Here is a 22,178-nt window from a genome sequence, read left to right on the forward strand (position 1 = left end):
CTGTGTTCAGCAACCGCTAATGAATTCGAACGGCCAGCACATCGCATTCGGTCCCGTGCAGAACCCCGTTAGCGGTTGAGCCCAGCAATAGCTGAAAACCCTTTCGCCCGTGACTGCCGACGATCACCAGGTCCACTTCCTGCTCCTTGGCGAGCCTGTGAATTTCCGACTCCGGACGCCCGACCGTTACCACCTGATTGTTCTTTGCCACGCCGTACTGATCGCCGTAGGTTCCCAGCTGTTCGCGGGCCGCTTTGTCGAGCTGGTCCTGCAGTTCGGTCAGATCCATCGGAATATCGCCACCATAGGCATACCCGACAGGCTCAACCACGTGAACCAGCATAAGCTCGGCTCCGTGGGCCTCGCTTAGGGCTTTTGCCTTGTCCAGCACCTGTGGGGCCTCTTCGGTGAGGTCAATTGCAACAAGCATTTTCTTATAGGCAGACATCGTATCGCTCCTTCGCACACGGGGTATTGTTCTGAGGATAGTACCTCAAATCCGGTCGGGAAAGTGTAGCGGGAAACTGACGGGCATCAAAAAGGGTGGCGGAAAAATTCTTTTCTGGCAGGTAATTAGGCCTGCCAGAAAAGTAGGGCAGGTACTTAGGCGTTACCTTTGAGGAGCTCGATGGTTGTGGCCAGTCCTTGCAGGATACCCTTGGAGTACCGATCAATCACAAAGCCTACGTTGTTTTCGTTGTAGTTGATGTAGGAACCACGGATGAACTGCCACTTGGAGGAGATGTCGTTGAGTGCCGCCTTGAGTTCCGGTGTTCCCTGGCCCTTGATAACGGATGCCAGCAGTTGGTCCAGCTCGCGGGCCTGTTCGTCCAGCGGGGTTTCGGTAGAAGATCCCTGGAAGGTCTGGGCGACAGAGGAATTGGTCCTCACGGAGTATTTGGCCATCATCTGGGCCATTTTGACGGCAGCCGAACGGGCGGCTTCAACCCTCGGATTGGTCGCGGTCTGGGAGCTTTCCTGGGCCACCCGATAAAGCTCAGTGGCTTTCTCGTTCATGGTCAGTGCCTGGTTGGCCATGTCCGAGACCAGGCGCAGATCCGGATAACCCTGATTGCGCACGTCGTTGATGTTGTCGCGCATCAGGTTCTTGAATTTGTCGAACTCCTGGTTGAGTCCCTCGACCTGTTCGGCAGACAGCACGCCAGAATCGCTGCCAGCAATGGAGTTCATGGAGTCGTTCGCCGAGTTAATGCCCTGCACAATCTCGTTCAGGGTATTGGTGTCTCCGGTTCCGCTGAAGCGGTAGTAGGCATCCAGAGCCATGTAGTTACTGACCCGGAAATTGTGAAGATCGGAGAGGAATCCGTCGGCGCTGTCCTGGGCGCGAGCCCCCATGGACGTAAATGCAAGGAGAATGAGCGCGGCTACAAGGGAACGTATCCGCAGGTTAGCGTCTTTCATCGGATGGGTCTCCGTAATACGTTTTATTATTGTGGACCAAAGTCGTAGATCGAAGGTAAAGTAACTGCGTCGGCCAATCAAGCAGTTTTGGTGGCGTTGTTGCACGTAAATGTAAACAACTTTGAAATTTGCGTGACGAAGTTCCGATTTTTCCTGAGCAGTGGCTTCCAGTTCACTGAAACATAACAATTCCGCTCCACCTTTTTCCGGTTGCCCTCGGATTTTCGAGGACTTTTGCAGCCCCTCCGAAAGAAACAAATTGACAAATGCGCCGTTTTTTTTCATCGTGTGCCCTCACGATTCAAACGACTGTATGAATTTTTGAATCGGAAGATCGGGCAGTGACCGAAATCTCGCTGCACAAACAGCCGCGCTGGTGAATCAAAAAGTACCGCTCGGTTGGAAGCAGTTCCAAACACAGACTGGAGATCAGTTGATGATTTACGAAGGTAAAGCCATCACGGTTAAAGAGATCGAAGGCGGGATCGCTCAGTTGAACTTCGACTTGCAGGGCGAGTCAGTAAACAAGTTCAACCGTCTTACTATGGAAGAGCTCCGCGCCGCGACTGACGCACTGAAAGCGCAAAAGAACCTGAAGGGTCTGGTAGTCACCAGCTCCAAGGACAGCTTCATTGTTGGTGCCGACATTACCGAATTCACCGAGCTGTTTGCGGGCTCGGAAGAGGATCTGGTAGCCAACAACCTCAAGGCCAACGAAGTCTTCAACGCTGTTGAAGATCTGCCGTTCCCGACCGTTACCGCGATCAACGGAATGGCGCTGGGTGGCGGTTTCGAGATGTGTCTGGCAACCGACTACCGCGTTATGGACAAGAAGGCCAAGGTTGGTCTTCCGGAAGTGAAGCTGGGCATCTTCCCGGGCTTCGGCGGTACCGTGCGTCTGTCCCGTCTGGTGGGTGTCGACAATGCCGTTGAGTGGATCAGCGGTGGTACTGAGAACCGCGCAGATGTGGCTCTCAAAGTTGGCGCCGTGGATGCCGTGCTCGAGTCCGACAAGTTGGTCGATGCTGCCGTTGCCATTATCAACCAGTGCAACGAAGGCAAGCTGGACCATGAAGCCCGTCGTGAAGAGAAGAAGGGCAAGATCAAGCTCAATGCCATGGAAAGCATGATGGCATTCGAGATTTCCAAGGCATTCGTTGCTGGCAAGGCTGGCAAGAACTACCCCGCTCCTGTCGAGGCCATCAAGGTCATGCAGAAGCATGCCGGCATGACCCGTGACAAGGCAATCGAAGTGGAAGCCAAAGGCTTCGCCAAGATGGCCAAGACCAATGTGGCGGCCTGCCTCGTAGGCCTGTTCCTGAACGATCAGGAATTGAAGAAGAAGGCCAAGGCCTGGGAAAAAGAAGCCAATGACGTGAACCTGGCTGCCGTTTTGGGTGCCGGTATCATGGGCGGCGGTGTTGCATTCCAGTCTGCCCTGAAGGGCACGCCGATCATCATGAAGGACATCAACCAGGACGGTATCGCCCTGGGCCTGAAGGAAGCCAAGAAGCTTCTGTCCAAGCGTGTTGAAAAAGGCAAGATGAAGCCGGATCAGATGGCCGATGTGCTCAACAGCATCACGCCGACCCTGAACTATGGCGATTTCAAGAACGTCGATCTGGTGGTTGAGGCGGTTGTTGAAAACCCGAAGGTGAAAGATGCGGTTCTGCGTGAAACCGAAGATGCGGTTCGCGAGGATGCCATCCTGACCTCCAACACCTCGACGATTTCCATCGACCTGCTGGCCAAGAACCTGAAGCGTCCGGAAAACTTCTGCGGCATGCACTTCTTCAACCCGGTGCACATGATGCCGCTGGTTGAGGTAATCCGTGGCGAGAAGACCAGTGATCGCGCCATCGCGACCACCGTGGCCTATGCCAAGGCCATGGGCAAGACTCCGATCGTTGTTAACGATTGCCCGGGGTTCCTGGTAAACCGCGTTCTGTTCCCGTACTTCGGCGGCTTTATCGGCCTGGTACGTGACGGTGCTGACTTCCAGCACGTTGACAAGGTCATGGAAAAGTTCGGCTGGCCCATGGGTCCTGCGTATCTGCTGGACGTTGTCGGCATGGATACCGGCAAACACGCCGGTGAAGTGATGGCAGACGGCTTCCCGGATCGCATGAAGCACGAAGGTACAACAGCCATTGACGTGATGTTCGATAACAACCGTTACGGACAGAAGAACGACAAGGGCTTCTACAAATATGAACTGGACCGCAAGGGCAAGCAGAAGAAGGTTGTCGATGAAGAGACCTACAAGCTGCTCGAGCCGGTTGTTCAGGGTAAGAACGATTTCAGTGACGAAGACATCATCGCCCGTATGATGCTGCCTTTGTGCCTGGAAACCGTTCGCTGCCTGGAAGACGGCATTGTCGAAGATCCGGCAGATGCTGATATGGGCCTGATTTTCGGTATCGGCTTCCCGCCGTTCCGTGGTGGTGCCCTGCGCTATATCGACGATATGGGTGTAGACAAGTTCGTCGAACTGGCAGACAAGTTTGCAGACCTTGGTCCTCTTTATCACCCGACCGAGAAGCTGCGTGAAATGGCCAAGACTGGCGAAAAGTTCTTTGGTTAACCCTGAACGAGATTTCCGAACGGAGAAAGATCTATGAGCCTTAATCCGAGAGACGTTGTCGTCGTCGATTGCGTGCGGACTCCGATGGGTCGTGCCAAAAACGGTTGTTTCCGGAACGTGCGTGCAGAGACCCTGTCCGCCAATCTGATTGAAGCACTGTTTGAGCGCAACCCGAAGCTCGACCCGAAAGAAGTTGAAGATGTTATCTGGGGCTGTGTAAACCAGACCAAGGAGCAGGGCTTCAACGTGGCGCGTCAGATTTCCCTTCTGACCCGCATTCCCCACGAGTCTGCCGCGCAGACCGTGAACCGTCTGTGTGGTTCGGCCATGAGTGCGATTCACACTGCAGCGCAGGCCATCATGACCGGCAACGGTGATGTATTCTTCGTGGGTGGTGTCGAGCACATGGGTCACGTGCCCATGACCGAAGGTTTCGATCACAACCCGGCCGCGTCCAAGTACTCCGCAAAAGCGTCCAACATGATGGGCCTGACCGCGGAAATGCTGGCAAAAATGCACGGGATTACCCGCGAGCAGCAGGATGAGTTTGGTGCCCGCTCTCACCGTCTGGCCCATGAAGCGACCGTAGAAGGCCGTTTCAAGAACGAAATCGTGCCTATTGAAGGTCACGACGAGAATGGCTTCAAGGTGTTGATCGAGCAGGATGAGACCATCCGTCCAGAGACCACCGCCGAGTCACTTGGCCAGCTCAAGCCGGCGTTTGATCCTAAGAACGGTACTGTTACTGCGGGCACCTCCTCGCAGCTGACCGACGGTGCGGCTGCAATGGTGCTGATGTCCGCAGAGCGTGCTGAAGCCCTGGGGCTGAAGCCGATTGCCAAGATCCGCAGCATGGCCGTTGCTGGCTGTGATCCCGCGATCATGGGTTATGGCCCGGTGCCTGCTACCAAGAAAGCCCTCAAGCGTGCAGGCCTGAAAGTCGAAGATATCGATTTCTGGGAACTGAACGAAGCTTTTGCAGGCCAGTCTCTGCCGGTCCTCAAGGACCTGAAGCTGCTGGGCGTTATGGAAGAAAAAGTGAACCTGAACGGCGGCGCGATTGCCCTTGGTCATCCGCTGGGCTGCTCTGGTGCACGTATCTCCACAACCCTGCTGAACGTAATGCAGGCCAAAGGCGGTAAGCTTGGTGTTTCCACCATGTGTATCGGTCTGGGCCAGGGCATTGCAACGGTCTGGGAGCGTCTGTAATCCGTTAACCGGATTGCAGTAAGCGGTTTCAGAAGGCCCGGCAAATGCCGGGCCTTTCTGTTTCAGCGGGCGGCCCCAACAGGGTTCCCGAATGTGAAAAAAAGCAGGATTGAAACCAAAGAATGGGTTGTCTTGCTATTCTTGACCCTGTAAAACAGTGAGCCTATACAAGATGGCGGCGTATGTGTTTTCTAGCCGACTGATTTTACAGCGAGTTTACGGTTTGCTGATTAATTGACCGATTTATCGCCAAGGATACAGAATTCCGATATGGGTAAAAGTCTCGTAATTGTCGAGTCACCAGCGAAAGCGAAGACCATCAACAAGTACCTGGGCTCTGACTTCATCGTCAAATCGAGCGTCGGGCATATTCGTGATCTTCCCGTCAGTGGCAGCGGATCTCAGTCCGATCCCAAGGAGCGTGCAAAGCAGGCTGCTATCACCCGGAAGATGAGTCCTGAAGAAAAAGCGGTGCATAAAAAGCGCAAGTCCCGTGAACAGTTGGTCGCCCGGATGGGTGTCGACCCGGACCAGGACTGGAGTGCCCGTTACGAGATCCTTCCCGGCAAAGAGAAGGTGGTCAGTGAACTCAAGCGTCTGGCCAAATCAGCAGACCATATCTATCTGGCAACGGATTTGGACCGTGAAGGGGAGGCGATCGCCTGGCACCTTCAGCAGACCATTGGTGGCGAACCCGAGAAGTATCGGCGCGTCGTGTTCAACGAGATCACCAAGCGTGCCATTCAGGAAGCCTTCAAGGATCCCGGCAATCTGGACAATAACCGTGTGAATGCCCAGCAGGCCCGTCGCTTCCTCGATCGGGTTGTGGGCTATATGGTGTCACCTCTGCTTTGGGCCAAGATTGCCCGTGGCCTGTCTGCCGGCCGTGTACAATCAGTCGCTGTGCGGCTGATCGTCGAGCGGGAGCGGGAAATCCGGAAGTTTGTTCCGGAGGAGTTCTGGCAGTTGCATGCCGATCTTGCGTCTGCCAAGGCTGACCAGCCGGTCCGTTTTGAGGTGACCCGGCACGATGACAAACCGTACCGACCGGTTAACGAGCAGCAAAGCAGCGAGCATGTCAGCCGTCTCAAAGCCGGCACGTTCAAGGTTGCCAAGCGCGAGGACAAACCGACACGGTCACGTCCGTCGGCTCCCTTTATCACCTCGACGCTGCAGCAGGCCGCGAGCAATCGCATGGGTTTCAGCGTCAAGAAAACCATGATGCTCGCCCAGCGCCTCTATGAGGCAGGCTTTATTACCTATATGCGTACTGACTCCACCAACCTGAGTCAGGATGCGATTTCCAGTTGTCGGACCTTTATCGAAAAGCAGTTCGGTGACAAGTACCTTCCCGAGAAACCTCGCGTTTACGGAAGTAAAGAGGGCGCACAAGAGGCCCACGAGGCCATCCGGCCGACAGAAGTGAGCCGCAGGCCTTCGGACATTAGTGGCCTTGAGAAGGATGCTGAGAAGCTCTATGACCTGATCTGGCGCCAGTTCATAGCCTGTCAGATGGCGGATGCGGAGTTCCTGAGTACCTCTATCGTTGTGGCCAACGGCGATTATGAGTTGCGGACCCGGGGCCGCATCATCAAATTTGATGGCTTCCTGAAGGCGGCGCCCCAGGCTGCCAAGAAAGATGAGGACATCGCTCTGCCAGATATCCAGGTAGATGAAGTTCTGGATCTGAAGAAGCTCGACCCCAGTCAGCACTTCACCAAGCCAGCGCCCAGATACACTGAGGCCAGCCTGGTCAAGGAGCTTGAGAAGCAGGGTATTGGCCGGCCGTCGACCTATGCCTCGATTATTTCGACGATTCAGGATCGGGGTTATGTACGGCTACAGAATCGCCGGTTTTATGCTGAGAAGATGGGCGAGATTGTTACCGAGCGGTTGTCGGAGTCTTTTCCGAACCTGATGGACTTCGACTTTACTGCGAAGATGGAAGATGAGCTCGATGAGATTGCCGAAGGCGATGTCGAGTGGAAAAAAGTTCTGAACGATTTTTATGGCCGTTTCCGGCAGCAACTGGAAACAGCAGAGAGTGGTGAGGATGGTGGGATGCGCGCCAATATGCCCACTGAAACCGATATTCCATGCCCGAGCTGTGGCCGGAACATGCAGATCCGTGTGGCCAGTACCGGCGTGTTCCTGGGCTGTTCCGGCTATTCGTTACCGCCGAAGGAGCGTTGCAAGACCACCATTAACCTGGTCTCCGGTGATGAAGTGGTCAGCGCGGACGATGATGTGGAAGGCGAGGGTGAAACCCGCCTGCTGCGCAAGAAGCGGCGCTGCTCCAAGTGTGGCACCGCCATGGACAGTTACCTGGTTGACGAAACCCGTAAACTGCATGTCTGTGGTAACAATCCTGATTGCTCAGGTTACGAGGTGGAAAAGGGCACCTTCCGAATCAAAGGCTACGATGGGCCGACTCTCGAGTGCGACAAGTGTGGCTCCGAGATGCAGCTTAAAACGGGGCGTTTTGGCAAGTATTTCGGATGTACCAATGCCGAGTGCAAAAATACCCGTAAGTTGCTGAAAAATGGTGAGCCCGCTCCGCCCAAGATGGACCCGGTGCCTATGCCGGAGCTTCAGTGCCAGAAAGTTGATGATACTTACGTTCTGAGGGATGGTGCGTCCGGATTATTCCTGGCTGCCAGTAAATTCCCGAAGAACCGGGAAACGCGGCCGCCCCTGGTGATGGAAATCAAACCGCACCGCAAGGAGATTGATCCGAAGCACGATTACCTGATGGATGCACCTGAGCGTGACCCTGAGGGCAATCCGACGGTGATTCGCTACAGTAGGAAGACTAAGGAGCAGTACGTCATGTCCGAGAAGGACGGCAAGGCGACGGGCTGGTCTGCGTGGTACGTGAACGGCAAGTGGCAGCCGCAGGACAAGAAAAAATAACTCAGATCGAGCTCGGGGTCAGTTAAACGCTTTCCACTGACCCCGAACTCGATAGCTTACCGGAACTTCCTCAGCCTCTGAATCAGGGACGACGTGTCCCAGCGTTTACCGCCCATGGACTGTACATCCGCATAGAACTGATCGACGAGTGCGGTAACCGGCAGAGAGGCGTTCACTTTTCTGGCCTCTTCGAGGCATATCCCGAGATCCTTTCGCATCCAGTCAACCGCGAAACCGTGTTCGAATTCACCGGCAATCATGGTTCCTGAGCGGTTTTCCATCTGCCAGGACTGAGCCGCGCCCTTGGAAATAACGTCCACCACTTTTGCCACGTCCAGTTCAGCCTGCTCGGCAAAGTGCAGGGCCTCTGAGAGCCCCTGTACCAGACCGGCGATGGCAATCTGGTTTACCATCTTTGTTTTCTGACCACTGCCAGCGGGGCCCATCCGATTCAGTGCCCGCGCATAGTGTTCCATCACTGGCTCGGCCTTGGCGTAGTCCTGTTCGGAGCCGCCACACATGATGGTCAGCTTGCCATTCTCAGCGCCTTGCTGGCCGCCGGAAACCGGTGCATCGACAAACCCCATGTTGTTGCTCTTGGCGGCATCGGCCAGATATTCGGCGATGCCGGCGGAGGCGGTGGTGTGGTCGACCAGAACTGCACCCTCGGAGGCATTGGAGAGGATGCCTTCGTCGCCTTCATAAACCGCTTTCAGATCGGTATCGGCGCCAACACAGGTCAGCACGATATCTGCCCCTTTCACCGCTTCAGCAATGGTGGAGCAGCTGGTTCCGGAGTATTCAGTGGTCCACTGCTCGGCTTTGGCGGTGGTCCGGTTCCAGACCCTGACGGTGAGCCCAGCATTGGCAAGGTGGCCGGCCATGGGGTAGCCCATAACGCCAAGACCGATAAATGCTGCTGTAGTCATTGCTTTCTCCTCTGATGTTTTTATCGGATTAACTTAGCACAGAAGAGCAGGGTAGGATGGAATAAAAAAGGCCGCTGAATCAGCGGCCTTTGCATGTCTTACCCGAAGAATCGCGTTTAGTCCTCCGGATAGTCCCGGGAGTCCGAGCCGGTATAGAGCTGACGCGGACGACCGATGCGGTAGTCGCCGCTGACCATTTCGTTCCAGTGCGAGAACCAGCCAATGGTCCGCGACAGGGCGAAGATCACTGTGAACATCGAGGTCGGGATTCCGATTGCCTTGAGAATCAGGCCGGAGTAGAAATCCACGTTCGGGTAGAGCTTGCGCTTGACGAAGTATTCGTCTTCCAGCGCGATTTTCTCGAGGCGTTGGGCGATTTTCAGCAGCGGGTCGTTCTCCAGGCCCAGCTCGGTCAGAACCTCGTGAGCGGTTTCTGCCATCACCTTGGCGCGCGGGTCAAAGTTCTTGTAAACCCGGTGGCCAAAGCCCATCAGGCGGAACGGATCATCTTTATCTTTGGCCTTTGCGATGAATTTCTCGATGTTGGACTCGTCGCCGATCTCGGCGAGCATGTCCAGCACTGCTTCGTTGGCTCCGCCGTGAGCAGGCCCCCACAGAGCGGCAATGCCGGAGGCAATACAGGCGTAGGGGTTAGCGCCGGTAGAGCCGGCCAGGCGCACCGTGGAGGTGGATGCGTTCTGTTCATGGTCCGCGTGCAGGATGAAGATCTTGTCCATGGCCTTGGCCAGGATCGGATTCGGCTTGTACTCCTCGCAGGGAACGCCAAACATCATCTGCAGGAAGTTCTCGGAGTACGAGAGGTCGTTGCGGGGGTAGATGAAAGGCTGGCCGATGGCGTATTTATAGCACCAGGCTGCAATAGTCGGCATTTTTGCGATCAGACGATGCGCAGTGATTTCTCGCTGTTCCTGGCTGGCGACGTCCATTTCACCGTGGTAGAACGCGGAAAGAGCGCCTACAACGCCACACATGATGGCCATTGGGTGTGCGTCACGACGGAAACCCTGGAAGAAGTTCCGCATCTGGTCGTGCAGCATGGTGTGGTTTTTGATGGTGTCGTGAAAGCGCTTGTTTTCTTCGGCGCTGGGAAGCTCGCCGTGAAGCAGGAGGTAGCAGACTTCAAGGTAGTCGGAATGTTCGGCCAGCTGTTCAATCGGGTAGCCGCGGTGCAGGAGAACGCCGTTCGCACCGTCGATGTAGGTGATGGCCGATTCGCAGGCTGCTGTGGATACGAATCCGGGATCGTATGTGAAAACGCCTTCCTGGACTAGGCCTCGTACGTCGATAACGTCAGGGCCGACGGTGCCTGAATAAACCGGTAGCTCAATGGACTTGTCCCCCACCGAGAGCGTGGCTTTCCTGTCGGTCATGGTGCTCTCCTATTTATCAGCTTTGACAGCTTTATCTACAGTTATAGATGCGCTAGAAGGCGCGTATTATCGCAAAACTGGCGGCAAAATATAGGGCGTTGGCTTTTTTTGTCAATGGAATAGTCGGGAAAAGGCAGAATTTGACACTCGCTGTAAATGAGGGATATCCCGAATAACAACGGATTGGCGTAGAAAAAGCGTTTGTCAATAATCCTTATAGATTGCTTAACCCCCTGAATTACGCGGCCTGAGCGACGTTGCGGGTTTGTAATTGGTTAGGGTACTCCTTATAATCCCTAGCCCGGAATCGGGGAGAAACCTTTTCCCGCTGCCTGTAAATAGCGGGTTGCCGGTGAGGGTTCCTCCCTTCTGAGCCAATCGTGTGCCGGTTTCGTATCTGCACGCCGATCCTTACATACCAACCATCCGCACCCGGTCTTCCGGTCCCGCGGAACCAAGAGAGAGTGTGAGAGCGCTGTGAATAGCAAACGACCAGTAAATCTCGATCTCGGCAAGTTTCATTTTCCGCTGCCAGCCATTACGTCCATATTGCACCGTATCAGCGGCATCATCATTTTTGTTGGTGTTGCGTTCATGCTTTACGGACTTCAGCTTTCCCTGTCCGGGGAAGAGGGCTTCAGTCGTGTTAGTGAACTGCTGGACAGCTTCCTTGCCAAGCTGATTATCTGGGGCATCTTGTCTGCTCTGTTGTACCACCTGGTTGCCGGTATCAAGCACCTGTTCATGGATATGGGCATTGGTGAAGAACTCGAGAGCGGTCGCCTCGCCTCGAAGATCACGATTGTGGTTTCCGTTATTCTCATCGTTCTGGCAGGAGTCTGGGTATGGTAAACAGCGTCACGAACCTGGGTCGCAGTGGTGTCTTTGACTGGCTGATCCAGAGGGTAACCGCCTACGTACTTGCTTTGTATACAATTTTCCTGCTCGGTTACATGTTGACTACCGATGTCAACTACGACACCTGGAACGCGCTGTTTGACCAGACCTGGTTCCGTATCTTTACCCTCATGGCACTTCTTTCCATTGGTGCTCACGCCTGGGTAGGGCTCTGGACGGTAACCACGGACTATATCAAGGCTATGGGTCCCAGGTTTATCGTGCAGGCGGCTTGTGGGCTGACCATGTTCGTATATGTGGTTTGGGGCATTCAGATTCTTTGGGGGCTTTAATCGATGGCTAATATCAAGACCATGTCTTTTGACGCAATTGTTATCGGCGGTGGCGGGTCTGGCATGCGTGCCGCTCTTCAGCTGACCGAGTCCGGCGTCAATACCGCGTGCATCACAAAAGTTTTTCCCACGCGGTCTCATACGGTCTCTGCCCAGGGTGGCATCACCTGTGCGATTGCCAGTGCTGATCCGAATGACGACTGGCGTTGGCACATGTATGACACGGTAAAAGGCTCGGACTACATCGCCGACCAGGATGCCGTCGAGTACATGTGTTCCGTGGGTCCTCAGGCGGTATTCGAGCTTGAGCACATGGGTCTTCCGTTCTCTCGTACCGAGCAGGGCCGCATCTATCAGCGTCCTTTCGGTGGCCAGTCCAAGGGGCCGGATAATCCCACCCAGGCAGCACGTACCTGTGCGGCGGCTGACCGTACTGGTCACGCGCTTCTCCACACTCTTTACCAGGCCAACATCAAGGGCGGTACTACCTTCCTGAACGAGTGGTACGCGGTAGACCTCGTCAAGAACAGCAAAGACGAAGTTGTTGGTGTAGTTGCCATTGAAGTAGAGACTGGCGAAGTTGCCTATATCAAATGTAAGGCAACCGTTCTGGCTACCGGTGGTGCGGGTCGTATTTACGCCTCCACGACCAACGCCCTGATCAACACCGGTGACGGTATCGGCATGGCGCTGCGCGCCGGGTTCCCGATGCAGGATATGGAGATGTGGCAGTTCCATCCGACCGGTATTTACGGTGCTGGTACACTGGTTACTGAAGGTTGCCGGGGTGAGGGTGGTTACCTGATCAACGCCGAAGGCGAGCGATTCATGGAGCGTTATGCTCCGAACGCGAAGGATCTGGCGGGTCGGGACGTTGTTGCCCGGGCCATGGTTATTGAGATCCTGGAAGGCCGTGGTTGTGGTCCTGACAAGGATCATGTTCTGCTAAAGCTTGATCATCTGGGTGAAGAAACTCTGAATCTGCGCCTGCCGGGCATCTGTGAGCTGTCCCGTACCTTTGCTCACGTTGATCCGGTTAAAGAGCCGATCCCGGTAGTGCCGACCTGTCACTATATGATGGGCGGTATTCCGACCAACGTTGGCGGCCAGGCTCTGACTCAGGACGAGAATGGAAAGGACAAGCCGATTCCAGGGCTTTTCGCCTGTGGTGAGGCCGCCTGTGTATCTGTACATGGTGCCAACCGTCTGGGTGGGAACTCCCTGCTGGATCTGGTGGTCTTTGGTCGCGCAGCGGGTCTGCACATCGAGGAGCAGCTTCGTGGCGGCTTTGAAGTGGACGGTGCCAGTGAAGACGACATCAAGCGCGCTATGGCGCGGCTTGACCGCCTGAATAATGCGTCCGAGGGTGAAAGCGTCGCAGAGGTTCGGAAGGATCTTCAGAACTGCATGCAGCTTTACTTCGGTGTGTTCCGTGACGGCAAGAGCATGGAAGAGGGCCTGAAGAAGCTGGAAGCGATTGGTGAGCGTGTTCGCAACACCAAGCTGGCTGACACCAGCAACGCCTTCAACACCGCTCGTATTGAAGCGCTCGAGCTGGATAACCTTTACGAGGTTGCCCTGTCCACCGCTATTTCTGCGTTTGAGCGCAAGGAAAGCCGTGGAGCGCACGCACGGAACGACTTCACCGAGCGTGACGACGAAAACTGGCTGAAGCACTCCATCTACTTCCCGCTGGAAAAGCGTGTTGGTAAACGTGACGTGAATTTCTCGCCGAAGACTGTGGACACGTTTGAGCCGAAGGTCCGGACTTACTAAGGGGGACGCTGAAAATGTTAGTAAGCCTTTATCGTTATAACCCGGAGACTGACAACGCGCCCTATATGCAGGACGTGGATGTCGAGATTCCGGAAGGCAAGGATCTCATGGTTCTTGATGTGCTGAACCTGATCAAGGAGCGGGACCCTTCAATGGCGTACCGTCGTTCCTGCCGGGAGGGCGTTTGTGGCTCTGATGGCATGAACATGAACGGCAAGAACGGACTGGCCTGTATCACGCCTGTTTCCCAGGTGGTGAAGGGCGACAAGCTGGTTCTTCGTCCGCTGCCGGGCCTGCCGGTTATTCGTGATCTGGTTGTTGATATGAGCCTTTTCTACAAGCAGTACGAAAAGGTCATGCCGTACCTGATCAACGACAAGCCTGCTCCCGCGATCGAGCGTCTGCAGTCTCCGGAAGACCGCCAGAAGCTGGACGGCCTGTACGAGTGTATTCTCTGTGCCTGCTGTTCCACGTCCTGCCCGTCATTCTGGTGGAACCCGGACAAGTTTATCGGTCCTGCCGGTCTGCTTCAGGCCTACCGTTTCCTGGCCGACAGCCGGGATACGGCTCAGGATGAGCGACTTGCCAACCTTGATGACCCGTTCAGTGTATTCCGCTGCCGGGGCATCATGAACTGTGTCAGTGTCTGCCCGAAAGGTCTGAACCCCACAAGGGCTATCGGCCATATTCGGAATCTTCTGCTGCAAAGGGCTACTTGAGCAGCAGGATTTACGACAGACGCTATACTGTTCTGATCAGGTTAGCACCCGGAAGGCCCCGCAAGTTTGCGGGGCCTTCAACCAAAGGCTTATAGTCAAAGGTCTTACCCGGGTGCACACTACGCAAGCCGTGGCGGGAACTTATAAAGTTTTCTCCCTGTTTTGCTGAGTATAAAAACCACCGGGGAATGGAAAACATCCATGTCGGGTGTGGTGGCCAAAGTCGATCCCGTAAAAACCCGTATTGACTGAGAAATACCCCTGGCCGACCATATCGGGCTCCCCGCACCAGCCCAAGGTGAGCTATTCAAGATGCACGAAAGCATAATGGAGCAGTTATGGCAGACTTCCCACCTTCAGGGTGGAAATCTTGCCTATGTTGAACAGCTTTTTGAAACCTACCTGACAGACCCCAATGCCGTTCCCGAAGAGTGGCGCAGCTATTTCGACAAGCTTCCCAGTGTCGATGGCTACAAGGGCCGTGACATTGTCCACTCTTCCATCCGTGAACAGTTTGAACACATTTCCCGTAACCAGCGTTTTCTTGCCAGCGGCGGCGTACCCGCCAGTGCAACGTCTGATGCGGATAAAAAACAGATTCGTGTTCTTCAGCTGATTAACGCTTACCGCTTCCGCGGTCATCAGGAAGCGAAGCTGGACCCGCTCGGCGTATGGCAGCGCCCCAGGGTCGAAGACCTCGATCCCGAATTCCATGAGTTATCGGACTCTGACCGTGACCTGGAATTCCAGACCGGCTCCCTGAATCTTGGTTCCGAGACCATGAAGCTCGGAGACATCGTCGATGGCTTGCGCCAAACCTATTGCGAAAGCATCGGCGCTGAATACATGCATGTGGTCGATACCCGCATCAAGCGTTGGTTCCAGCAACGCATGGAGCCGGTTCGCTCACGCCCTGCCTACGAACATAGCACCCGTAAGCACATCCTTGAGCGTCTGACGGCTGCCGAAGGTCTTGAAAAGTACCTCGGATCCCGTTATCCGGGCGTTAAACGGTTTGGTCTTGAAGGTGGTGAGACCCTGATCCCCTGCCTGGACGAGCTAATTCAGCGTGCCGGTTCATACGGCGCCAAGGAAATTGTCCTGGGTATGGCTCACCGTGGTCGCCTGAACGTTCTGGTCAACACCCTGGGCAAAAACCCGAGAGAGCTCTTTGACGAGTTTGAAGGCAAGAAACTTGCGGATTCTGGCTCCGGTGACGTGAAATACCACCAGGGTTTCTCATCCAACGTGATGACCCCGGGTGGTGAAGTTCACCTGGCGATGGCGTTTAACCCGTCTCACCTGGAAATCGTTTCTCCGGTAGTTGAGGGTTCCGTGCGGGCTCGGCAAACCCGCCGCAATGATGATGAGGGCACCAAGGTAGTCCCGATTATCATGCACGGTGACGCGGCATTTGCCGGTCAGGGCGTGGTGATGGAAACTTTCCAGATGTCCCAGACCCGTGGTTTTGGGGTTGGCGGTACCATTCACATCGTCATCAATAACCAGGTTGGTTTCACCACCAGCAAGCAGGAAGACGCCCGGTCCACGGAATACTGTACCGACGTCGCCAAGATGATCCAGGCGCCGATTCTGCACGTGAATGCAGACGACCCCGAGGCTGTCATGTTCGTGACGCAGATGGCCATGGATTACCGCAACGAATTCAAGAACGACATCGTGATCGATCTGGTCTGCTATCGTCGTCGTGGCCACAACGAGGCGGACGAGCCGGCCGCAACCCAGCCGGTCATGTACGAGAAGATCCGCAAGCTGAAAACCACTCGGAACCTGTATGTGGATCAGTTGGTGGAAGCCGGTGTGATTACCGAAGAAGAAGCCAAACAGATGGAGAATGACTACCGTGACGCCCTGGACAATGGCGAACACGTGGTCAAATCCCTGGTCAAGGAGCCCAACAAAGAGCTCTATGTTGACTGGACTCCGTACCTCGGTCACGAGTGGACCGCCAAGTGCAAGTCCAGCGTTGCTCTGAAGACGATTCAGAAGCTGGGCAAGAAGCTGACCTCAGTCCCCGAAGGTTTCAGCATTCAGCGCCAGGTCTCCAAAATTGTTACGGACCGGGAGAAGATGACGGCCGGTGCCTTGCCCATCAACTGGGGCTACGGCGAAGTCATGGCCTATGCGACCCTGTTGAATGAAGGTCACCCCATCCGTCTTACCGGCCAGGATATTGGCCGGGGAACCTTCTCCCATCGGCATGCGGTTCTTCACAATCAGAAGGATGGTTCCACCCACATTGCCCTGGCGGAATTGGCCGAGGATCAGCCGAAATTCGAGATCTACGACTCTCTGCTGTCTGAAGAAGCCGTTATGGCCTTCGAATACGGCTATTCCACGACCGCTCCTGACGGTCTTGTGGTCTGGGAAGCCCAGTTTGGTGACTTTGCCAACGGCGCCCAGGTTGTAATCGATCAGTTCCTGACCAGTGGTGAGCACAAGTGGGGGCGTCTCTGCGGTCTGACCCTCCTGCTGCCCCACGGTTACGAAGGGCAGGGGCCTGAGCACAGCTCCGCGCGCCTCGAGCGTTTCCTGCAACTGAGTGCCGAGCACAACATTCAGGTCTGTGTGCCGACCACGCCGTCGCAGGTGTTCCACATGCTTCGTCGGCAGGTCAAGCGCCCGCTGCGTAAGCCGCTGGTAGCGATCACTCCCAAGAGCCTGCTGCGGCACAAGGAAGCGACGTCTGATCTTGATGACCTGACCTCAGGTACCTTCAAGACCGTGCTGCCAGAGAAAGAGCCGTCCGATCCGAAGAAAGTCACCCGCCTGATTCTGTGCTCTGGCAAGGTGTATTTCGATCTGTTGGAGAAGAAGAAATCTGACGAGCGCGATGACGTTGCCATCGTTCGGATCGAGCAGCTGTATCCTTTCCCCGGAGACGACCTTGACGAATTGCTGAGCGAATACACCAAGCTCAAGCACGTTGTCTGGTGTCAGGAAGAACCGATGAACCAGGGTGCCTGGTACTGCAGTCAGCATCATATGCGTAATGCGCTGCATCGCAAGAATCCCAAGCTGTACCTTCAGTATGCCGGTCGTGACGCTTCGGCTGCTCCTGCCTGTGGCCATATGTCTGTCCACATCGAAGAGCAGAAGAAACTGGTTAACGACGCGTTTGAAATTTGACGAGCTACCGAACTAAGGATCTGTAATGTCAACTGAGATTAAAGCCCCCGTTTTCCCGGAGTCGGTCGCAGAGGGTACCGTCGCGACCTGGCACAAGCAGCCGGGTGAAGCCTGTTCACGCGATGAGCTGATTGTCGATATCGAAACCGATAAGGTTGTTCTTGAGGTTGTTGCGCCGGCTGATGGCGTGATCGAGGAAATCCTCAAGAATGAAGGCGATACCGTTGAGAGCGGCGAGGTAGTCGGCAAGTTCAAGGAAGGCGCAAAGGGCGAATCCAAGCCTGCCGAGAGCAAAGAAGAGAGCAAGGAAGAAGCTCCAAAAGACGAAGCCAAGAGCGAAGCCTCCTCCGGCGAGGCGATCCTGAGCCCGGCGGCCCGCAAGCTGGCTGAGGAAAATAACGTTGATCCGAACAGCATCAAGGGTACCGGCAAAGATGGCCGCGTAACCAAAGAAGATGTTCAGAGCCACGTCGACAGTGCCAAGTCCTCCGGCGGTGCTTCTGCGCCTCAGCCGGCAGCCGATATGCCGGAAGTCAACGTCAGCCAGGGTGAGCGTCCAGAGAAGCGTGTACCGATGACCCGCCTGCGTGCGAGCATCGCCAAGCGACTGGTCAATGCCCAGCAGAGCGCAGCCATGCTGACCACCTTTAACGAGGTGAACATGGCGCCGATCATGGAGATGCGCAAACAGTACCAGGACAGCTTTGTGAAGCGTCATGGTATCAAGCTTGGCTTCATGTCCTTCTTTACCAAGGCGGCCACCGAAGCCCTGAAGCGTTTCCCGGCAGTGAACGCGTCCATCGACGGTAACGACATGGTGTACCACGGTTATCAGGATATCGGCGTGGCGGTTTCCACCGATCGCGGCCTGGTTGTTCCAGTCCTGCGTGATTCCGATGCCATGGGCCTGGCAGACATCGAGAAGAAGATCGTCGAGTACGGCACCAAGGCGAAAGAGGGCAAGCTGGCCATTGAAGATATGACCGGCGGTACCTTCACGATTACCAATGGCGGCATCTTCGGCTCGCTGATTTCCACGCCGATCCTGAATCCGCCGCAGACTGCGATCCTGGGCATGCACAAGATCCAGGAGCGTCCGATGGCCGTGAACGGCAAGGTGGAAATTCAGCCGATGATGTACCTGGCGCTTTCTTACGACCACCGGATGATTGATGGCAAAGAGGCAGTGCAGTTCCTGGTTGCCATCAAGGAAATGCTTGAAGACCCGGCACGTATTCTGCTGGACGTCTGAGCCGACATTTAACGAATCGGAAAACGGGATAAAAGTATGTCTGATAAGTACGACGTCATTGTCATTGGCGCAGGCCCCGGGGGCTACGTAGCTGCCATCAAAGCGGCACAGCTGGGTCTCAAGACCGCGTGTGTCGAATCCTGGACCGCTGAAGACGGCAAGGCACAGGTGCTTGGTGGTACGTGCCTCAACGTTGGCTGCATTCCTTCCAAGGCGTTGCTGGAAATCTCTCATAAGTTTGAAGAATCCAGTCACGACTTCGAAATGCAGGGCATCATCGCCAAAGATGTCAAAATGGACATCGGCAAGATGATGGAGCGCAAGAGCGGCATCGTTAAGCAGCTGACCGGTGGTATTGCCGGTCTGTTCAAGTCCAATGGTGTTACCTCCATCCACGGCCACGGCAAACTGCTGGCGAGTCGCAAGGTGGAAGTGACGGACAAGGACGGCAAGTCGACAACCTACGAAGCCGAAAACATCATTCTGGCCACCGGCTCCAAGCCGATTCAGATCCCACCCGCTCCGTTCGATGGCGAATACATCGTCGATTCCGAGGGTGCTCTGGAATTTACCGAAGTGCCCAAGCGTCTTGGCGTTATCGGTGCCGGCGTTATCGGCCTTGAGCTCGGTAGCGTATGGGCTCGTCTTGGCGCTGAAGTGACGGTCCTGGAAGCTCAGGACACGTTCCTGCCGGCCGTTGACCAGCAGGTCGCCAAGGATGCCCTCAAGCAATTCCAGAAGCAGGGTCTGAATATTGTCATGGGTGCACGCATGACCGGCGCGGAAGTGAAGCGCAAGCTGGTTAACGTGAACTATGAAGATTCCAAGGGCAAGCACGAAGCCAAGTTCGACAAGCTCATTGTCGCTGTCGGTCGTCGGCCCTACACCGACAACCTGCTGTCGGAAGACTCCGGCGTCCAGATGGATGAGCGCGGCTTCATCTTTGTCGATGACAACTGTAAAACCGAAGCCCCGGGTGTCTGGGCGATCGGTGACGTAGTTCGTGGACCCATGCTGGCCCACAAGGCCTCTGAAGAAGGCATCATGGTTGCGGAGCGTATCGCCGGGCACAAGCCCCAGGTGAACTACGACTGCATCCCGAACGTTGTATACACCTTCCCGGAAGTTGCCTGGGTTGGCAAAACCGAAGAGCAGATGAAGGCAGAAGGTGAAGAGTACAATGTAGGTACCTTCCCGTTTGCGGCCAATGGTCGTGCAATGGCTGCAAACTCGGCGACCGGTCTGGTCAAGATCATTGCTGACGCAAAAACTGACCGTATTGTCGGTTTCCATGTAGTTGGTCCCCAGGCCTCTGAAATCGTTGCCCAGGGCGTAATCGCCATGGAGTTCGGTTCCAGCGCCGAAGATCTGGCCCTGACCTGCTTTGCACATCCGACTCTGTCAGAGTCCGTGCACGAAGCAGCTCTGGCCGTCGGTGGTGGCGCGATCCATATCGCCAACCGCCGCAAGAAGAAGTAACGCAAACCAGGAATTTTTTAATTCGGGACATTAACTATGAATTTGCATGAATATCAGGGCAAACAGCTTTTCGCTGAATATGGCCTGCCAGTATCCAAGGGCATTGCCTGTGATACTCCGAAGGAAGCTGTAGACGCAGCTGGTGAAATCGGCGGTGATGCCTGGGTTGTAAAAGCCCAGGTTCACGCAGGTGGCCGTGGTAAGGCTGGCGGTGTAAAGCTGGTCAAGAGCAAAGACGAGATCCGTGAGTTTGCCGAGAAGTGGCTGGGTCAGAACCTGGTAACCTATCAGACAGATGAGAATGGCCAGCCGGTCAGCAAGATTCTGGTTGAATCCCTCACCGACATCGACCAGGAGCTTTACCTGGGTGCGGTCGTTGACCGTGGTACCCGTCGTATCGTGTTCATGGCCTCTACCGAAGGCGGTGTTGAGATCGAGAAGGTTGCCGAAGAAACGCCCGAGAAGATCCTGAAAGCGGAAGTCGACCCGCTGGTTGGCGCACAGCCGTACCAGGGCCGCGAACTCGCGTTCAAGCTGGGCCTGGAAGGCAAGCAGATCGGTCAGTTCACCAAGATTTTCGTTGGTCTGGCGAAGCTGTTCGAAGAGTGCGACCTGGCACTGGTCGAGATCAACCCGCTGGTTATTACCCCGGCCGGTGATCTGCACTGCCTGGATGCCAAAGTCGGTGTTGATGGCAACGCGTTGTACCGTCAGAAGAAAATTCACGAAATGCACGATCCCTCCCAGGAAGACTCCCGGGAAGCGGAAGCGGCCAAGTGGGAACTGAACTACGTAGCCCTCGAAGGCAACATCGGTTGCATGGTCAACGGTGCCGGCCTGGCCATGGGTACCATGGACATCATCAAGCTGTCCGGCGGCCAGCCTGCCAACTTCCTGGACGTTGGTGGCGGTGCAACCAAGGAGCGTGTTTCCGAAGCGTTCAAGATCATTCTGTCTGACTCCAACGTCAAGGCGGTTCTGGTCAACATCTTCGGTGGTATCGTTCGCTGCGACATGATTGCAGAGGGCATCATCGGTGCCGTGAAGGAAGTCGGCGTCAAGGTTCCTGTTGTGGTTCGCCTTGAAGGCAACAACGCGGAGAAGGGTACTCAGGTACTCGCCGAGAGCGGTCTGAACATCATTGCCGCTACCAGTCTGTCGAATGCGGCAGAGCAAGTTGTTAAAGCCGCAGGGGGTAAATAATGAGCATCCTGATTAACAAAGACACCAAGGTTATCTGTCAGGGCTTTACCGGCGCACAGGGCACCTTCCACTCAGAGCAGGCGATTGCCTACGGCACCAAGATGGTTGGCGGCGTTAGCCCCGGCAAAGGCGGTACCGAGCATCTGGGCCTGCCGGTGTTCAACACCGTGCGTGACGCCGTTGAAGCAACTGGCGCAGAAGCGACCGTTATCTACGTACCGGCGCCGTTCTGCAAAGACGCCATCATCGAAGCGGCGGATGCCGGCATTCAGCTGATCGTATGTATCACTGAAGGTATCCCGACCATCGATATGCTGTACGCCAAGGAATACGTGGATCGCAAGGGCGTTCGCATGATTGGTCCCAACTGCCCGGGTGTTATCACTCCGGACGAGTGCAAGATCGGCATCATGCCTGGCCACATCCACAAGAAGGGCAAGGTTGGTATCGTGTCCCGTTCAGGCACCCTGACTTACGAAGCGGTCAAGCAGACCACTGACTTCGGCTATGGTCAGTCCACCTGTATCGGTATCGGTGGTGACCCGATCCCGGGCTCCAACTTCATCGACATTCTGGCCCTGCTCGAGAAAGACCCTGAGACAGAAGCCATTGTGATGATCGGCGAGATCGGCGGTACCGCCGAGGAAGAAGCTGCAGCATACATCAAGCAGAACGTTTCCAAGCCGGTGGTTTCCTACATCGCTGGTGTTACTGCGCCTCCGGGCAAGCGTATGGGCCACGCTGGCGCCATCATTTCCGGTGGCAAGGGTACAGCAGACGACAAGTTTGCCGCTCTGGAAGACGCTGGTGTTCGCACTGTACGCAGTCTGGCCGAGATCGGTCAGGCCCTGAAGGAAGTCACTGGCTGGTAAGCTGGCCTTCTTTCAGTAAAAACCCCCGTTTCTGCCCTGCAGAGCGGGGGTTTTTTATTTATAATGCCGGGTCGCCTGAACTATGATGG

Annotated in this window: 16 protein-coding genes; 12 read left to right on the forward strand and 4 right to left on the reverse strand. The window is 55.5% G+C overall.

Annotation, left to right across the window (positions count from 1 at the left end; all coding sequences use genetic code 11):
* Positions 1–16 precede the first annotated feature (16 nt).
* Together FMN52_RS00485 and FMN52_RS00490 are read right to left on the reverse strand one after the other, a co-directional pair.
* Positions 17–448: a universal stress protein gene (locus FMN52_RS00485; protein WP_148606767.1), complete on the reverse strand. Its 432-nt coding sequence runs from the start codon at positions 446–448 to the stop codon at positions 17–19.
* A gap of 155 nt (positions 449–603) precedes the next feature.
* The gene (locus FMN52_RS00490; protein WP_148606768.1) at positions 604–1,422 is read right to left on the reverse strand and encodes a hypothetical protein; all 819 of its coding nucleotides are present in this window, start codon (positions 1,420–1,422) and stop codon (positions 604–606) included.
* Positions 1,423–1,858: 436 nt separating this feature from the next.
* Between FMN52_RS00490 and fadB the strand changes: the two genes are divergently transcribed.
* The 3 genes from fadB (at position 1,859) to topA (ending at position 8,128) form a co-directional block, all read left to right on the forward strand.
* The gene (gene fadB / locus FMN52_RS00495) at positions 1,859–4,006 is read left to right on the forward strand and encodes a fatty acid oxidation complex subunit alpha FadB (RefSeq protein ID WP_148606769.1); all 2,148 of its coding nucleotides are present in this window, start codon (positions 1,859–1,861) and stop codon (positions 4,004–4,006) included.
* Positions 4,007–4,039: 33 nt separating this feature from the next.
* The gene (fadA, locus tag FMN52_RS00500) at positions 4,040–5,215 is read left to right on the forward strand and encodes an acetyl-CoA C-acyltransferase FadA (protein ID WP_148606770.1); all 1,176 of its coding nucleotides are present in this window, start codon (positions 4,040–4,042) and stop codon (positions 5,213–5,215) included.
* Between the two features lie 270 nt (positions 5,216–5,485).
* A complete protein-coding gene (gene topA, locus FMN52_RS00505) occupies positions 5,486–8,128 on the forward strand; it encodes a type I DNA topoisomerase (RefSeq protein ID WP_148606771.1) in 2,643 nt (880 codons plus the stop codon).
* A gap of 56 nt (positions 8,129–8,184) precedes the next feature.
* Here topA and FMN52_RS00510 read toward each other — a convergent pair whose 3' ends face one another.
* Entirely contained in the window at positions 8,185–9,057 is an 873-nt protein-coding gene (locus FMN52_RS00510) for an NAD(P)-dependent oxidoreductase (RefSeq protein ID WP_148606772.1), read from the reverse strand.
* Positions 9,058–9,173: 116 nt separating this feature from the next.
* Complete coding sequence (gene gltA, locus FMN52_RS00515) at positions 9,174–10,448, reverse strand: citrate synthase (RefSeq protein WP_148606773.1); 1,275 nt, start codon at positions 10,446–10,448, stop codon at positions 9,174–9,176.
* Between the two features lie 477 nt (positions 10,449–10,925).
* Between gltA and sdhC the strand changes: the two genes are divergently transcribed.
* The 9 genes from sdhC (at position 10,926) to sucD (ending at position 22,089) form a co-directional block, all read left to right on the forward strand.
* Positions 10,926–11,300: a succinate dehydrogenase, cytochrome b556 subunit gene (gene sdhC / locus FMN52_RS00520; RefSeq protein WP_148606774.1), complete on the forward strand. Its 375-nt coding sequence runs from the start codon at positions 10,926–10,928 to the stop codon at positions 11,298–11,300.
* On the forward strand, positions 11,294–11,638 hold the full coding sequence (gene sdhD / locus FMN52_RS00525; RefSeq protein ID WP_008174380.1) for a succinate dehydrogenase, hydrophobic membrane anchor protein: 345 nt from the start codon (positions 11,294–11,296) through the stop codon (positions 11,636–11,638). The genes sdhC and sdhD overlap by 7 nt, the downstream gene beginning before the upstream one ends.
* Before the next feature lie 3 nt (positions 11,639–11,641).
* The gene (gene sdhA, locus FMN52_RS00530; protein WP_148606775.1) at positions 11,642–13,414 is read left to right on the forward strand and encodes a succinate dehydrogenase flavoprotein subunit; all 1,773 of its coding nucleotides are present in this window, start codon (positions 11,642–11,644) and stop codon (positions 13,412–13,414) included.
* Positions 13,415–13,428: 14 nt separating this feature from the next.
* A complete protein-coding gene (locus FMN52_RS00535; RefSeq protein ID WP_148606776.1) occupies positions 13,429–14,133 on the forward strand; it encodes a succinate dehydrogenase iron-sulfur subunit in 705 nt (234 codons plus the stop codon).
* A 312-nt stretch (positions 14,134–14,445) separates the two neighbouring features.
* On the forward strand, positions 14,446–17,283 hold the full coding sequence (locus FMN52_RS00540; RefSeq protein WP_148606777.1) for a 2-oxoglutarate dehydrogenase E1 component: 2,838 nt from the start codon (positions 14,446–14,448) through the stop codon (positions 17,281–17,283).
* A gap of 25 nt (positions 17,284–17,308) precedes the next feature.
* Entirely contained in the window at positions 17,309–18,535 is a 1,227-nt protein-coding gene (odhB, locus tag FMN52_RS00545; protein WP_148606778.1) for a 2-oxoglutarate dehydrogenase complex dihydrolipoyllysine-residue succinyltransferase, read from the forward strand.
* A 36-nt stretch (positions 18,536–18,571) separates the two neighbouring features.
* On the forward strand, positions 18,572–20,014 hold the full coding sequence (gene lpdA / locus FMN52_RS00550) for a dihydrolipoyl dehydrogenase (RefSeq protein WP_148606779.1): 1,443 nt from the start codon (positions 18,572–18,574) through the stop codon (positions 20,012–20,014).
* A gap of 36 nt (positions 20,015–20,050) precedes the next feature.
* The gene (sucC, locus tag FMN52_RS00555) at positions 20,051–21,217 is read left to right on the forward strand and encodes an ADP-forming succinate--CoA ligase subunit beta (protein WP_148606780.1); all 1,167 of its coding nucleotides are present in this window, start codon (positions 20,051–20,053) and stop codon (positions 21,215–21,217) included.
* Positions 21,217–22,089, forward strand: coding sequence for a succinate--CoA ligase subunit alpha (gene sucD, locus FMN52_RS00560; RefSeq protein WP_008174394.1), 873 nt, complete (start codon positions 21,217–21,219; stop codon positions 22,087–22,089). The genes sucC and sucD overlap by 1 nt, the downstream gene beginning before the upstream one ends.
* Positions 22,090–22,178 lie beyond the last annotated feature (89 nt).

The organism is Marinobacter sp. BW6 (assembly GCF_008107725.1).
Classification (GTDB): domain Bacteria; phylum Pseudomonadota; class Gammaproteobacteria; order Pseudomonadales; family Oleiphilaceae; genus Marinobacter.

Bases quoted from the DNA above. Each gene is read 5' to 3' on its own strand.
- FMN52_RS00485 (WP_148606767.1), bottom strand. From the start codon at position 448: ATGTCTGCCTATAAGAAAATGCTTGTTGCAATTGACCTCACCGAAGAG.
- FMN52_RS00490 (WP_148606768.1), bottom strand. From the start codon at position 1,422: ATGAAAGACGCTAACCTGCGGATACGTTCCCTTGTAGCCGCGCTCATT.
- fadB (WP_148606769.1), top strand. From the start codon at position 1,859: ATGATTTACGAAGGTAAAGCCATCACGGTTAAAGAGATCGAAGGCGGG.
- fadA (WP_148606770.1), top strand. From the start codon at position 4,040: ATGAGCCTTAATCCGAGAGACGTTGTCGTCGTCGATTGCGTGCGGACT.
- topA (WP_148606771.1), top strand. From the start codon at position 5,486: ATGGGTAAAAGTCTCGTAATTGTCGAGTCACCAGCGAAAGCGAAGACC.
- FMN52_RS00510 (WP_148606772.1), bottom strand. From the start codon at position 9,057: ATGACTACAGCAGCATTTATCGGTCTTGGCGTTATGGGCTACCCCATG.
- gltA (WP_148606773.1), bottom strand. From the start codon at position 10,448: ATGACCGACAGGAAAGCCACGCTCTCGGTGGGGGACAAGTCCATTGAG.
- sdhD (WP_008174380.1), top strand. From the start codon at position 11,294: ATGGTAAACAGCGTCACGAACCTGGGTCGCAGTGGTGTCTTTGACTGG.
- sdhA (WP_148606775.1), top strand. From the start codon at position 11,642: ATGGCTAATATCAAGACCATGTCTTTTGACGCAATTGTTATCGGCGGT.
- FMN52_RS00535 (WP_148606776.1), top strand. From the start codon at position 13,429: ATGTTAGTAAGCCTTTATCGTTATAACCCGGAGACTGACAACGCGCCC.
- FMN52_RS00540 (WP_148606777.1), top strand. From the start codon at position 14,446: ATGCACGAAAGCATAATGGAGCAGTTATGGCAGACTTCCCACCTTCAG.
- odhB (WP_148606778.1), top strand. From the start codon at position 17,309: ATGTCAACTGAGATTAAAGCCCCCGTTTTCCCGGAGTCGGTCGCAGAG.
- lpdA (WP_148606779.1), top strand. From the start codon at position 18,572: ATGTCTGATAAGTACGACGTCATTGTCATTGGCGCAGGCCCCGGGGGC.
- sucC (WP_148606780.1), top strand. From the start codon at position 20,051: ATGAATTTGCATGAATATCAGGGCAAACAGCTTTTCGCTGAATATGGC.
- sucD (WP_008174394.1), top strand. From the start codon at position 21,217: ATGAGCATCCTGATTAACAAAGACACCAAGGTTATCTGTCAGGGCTTT.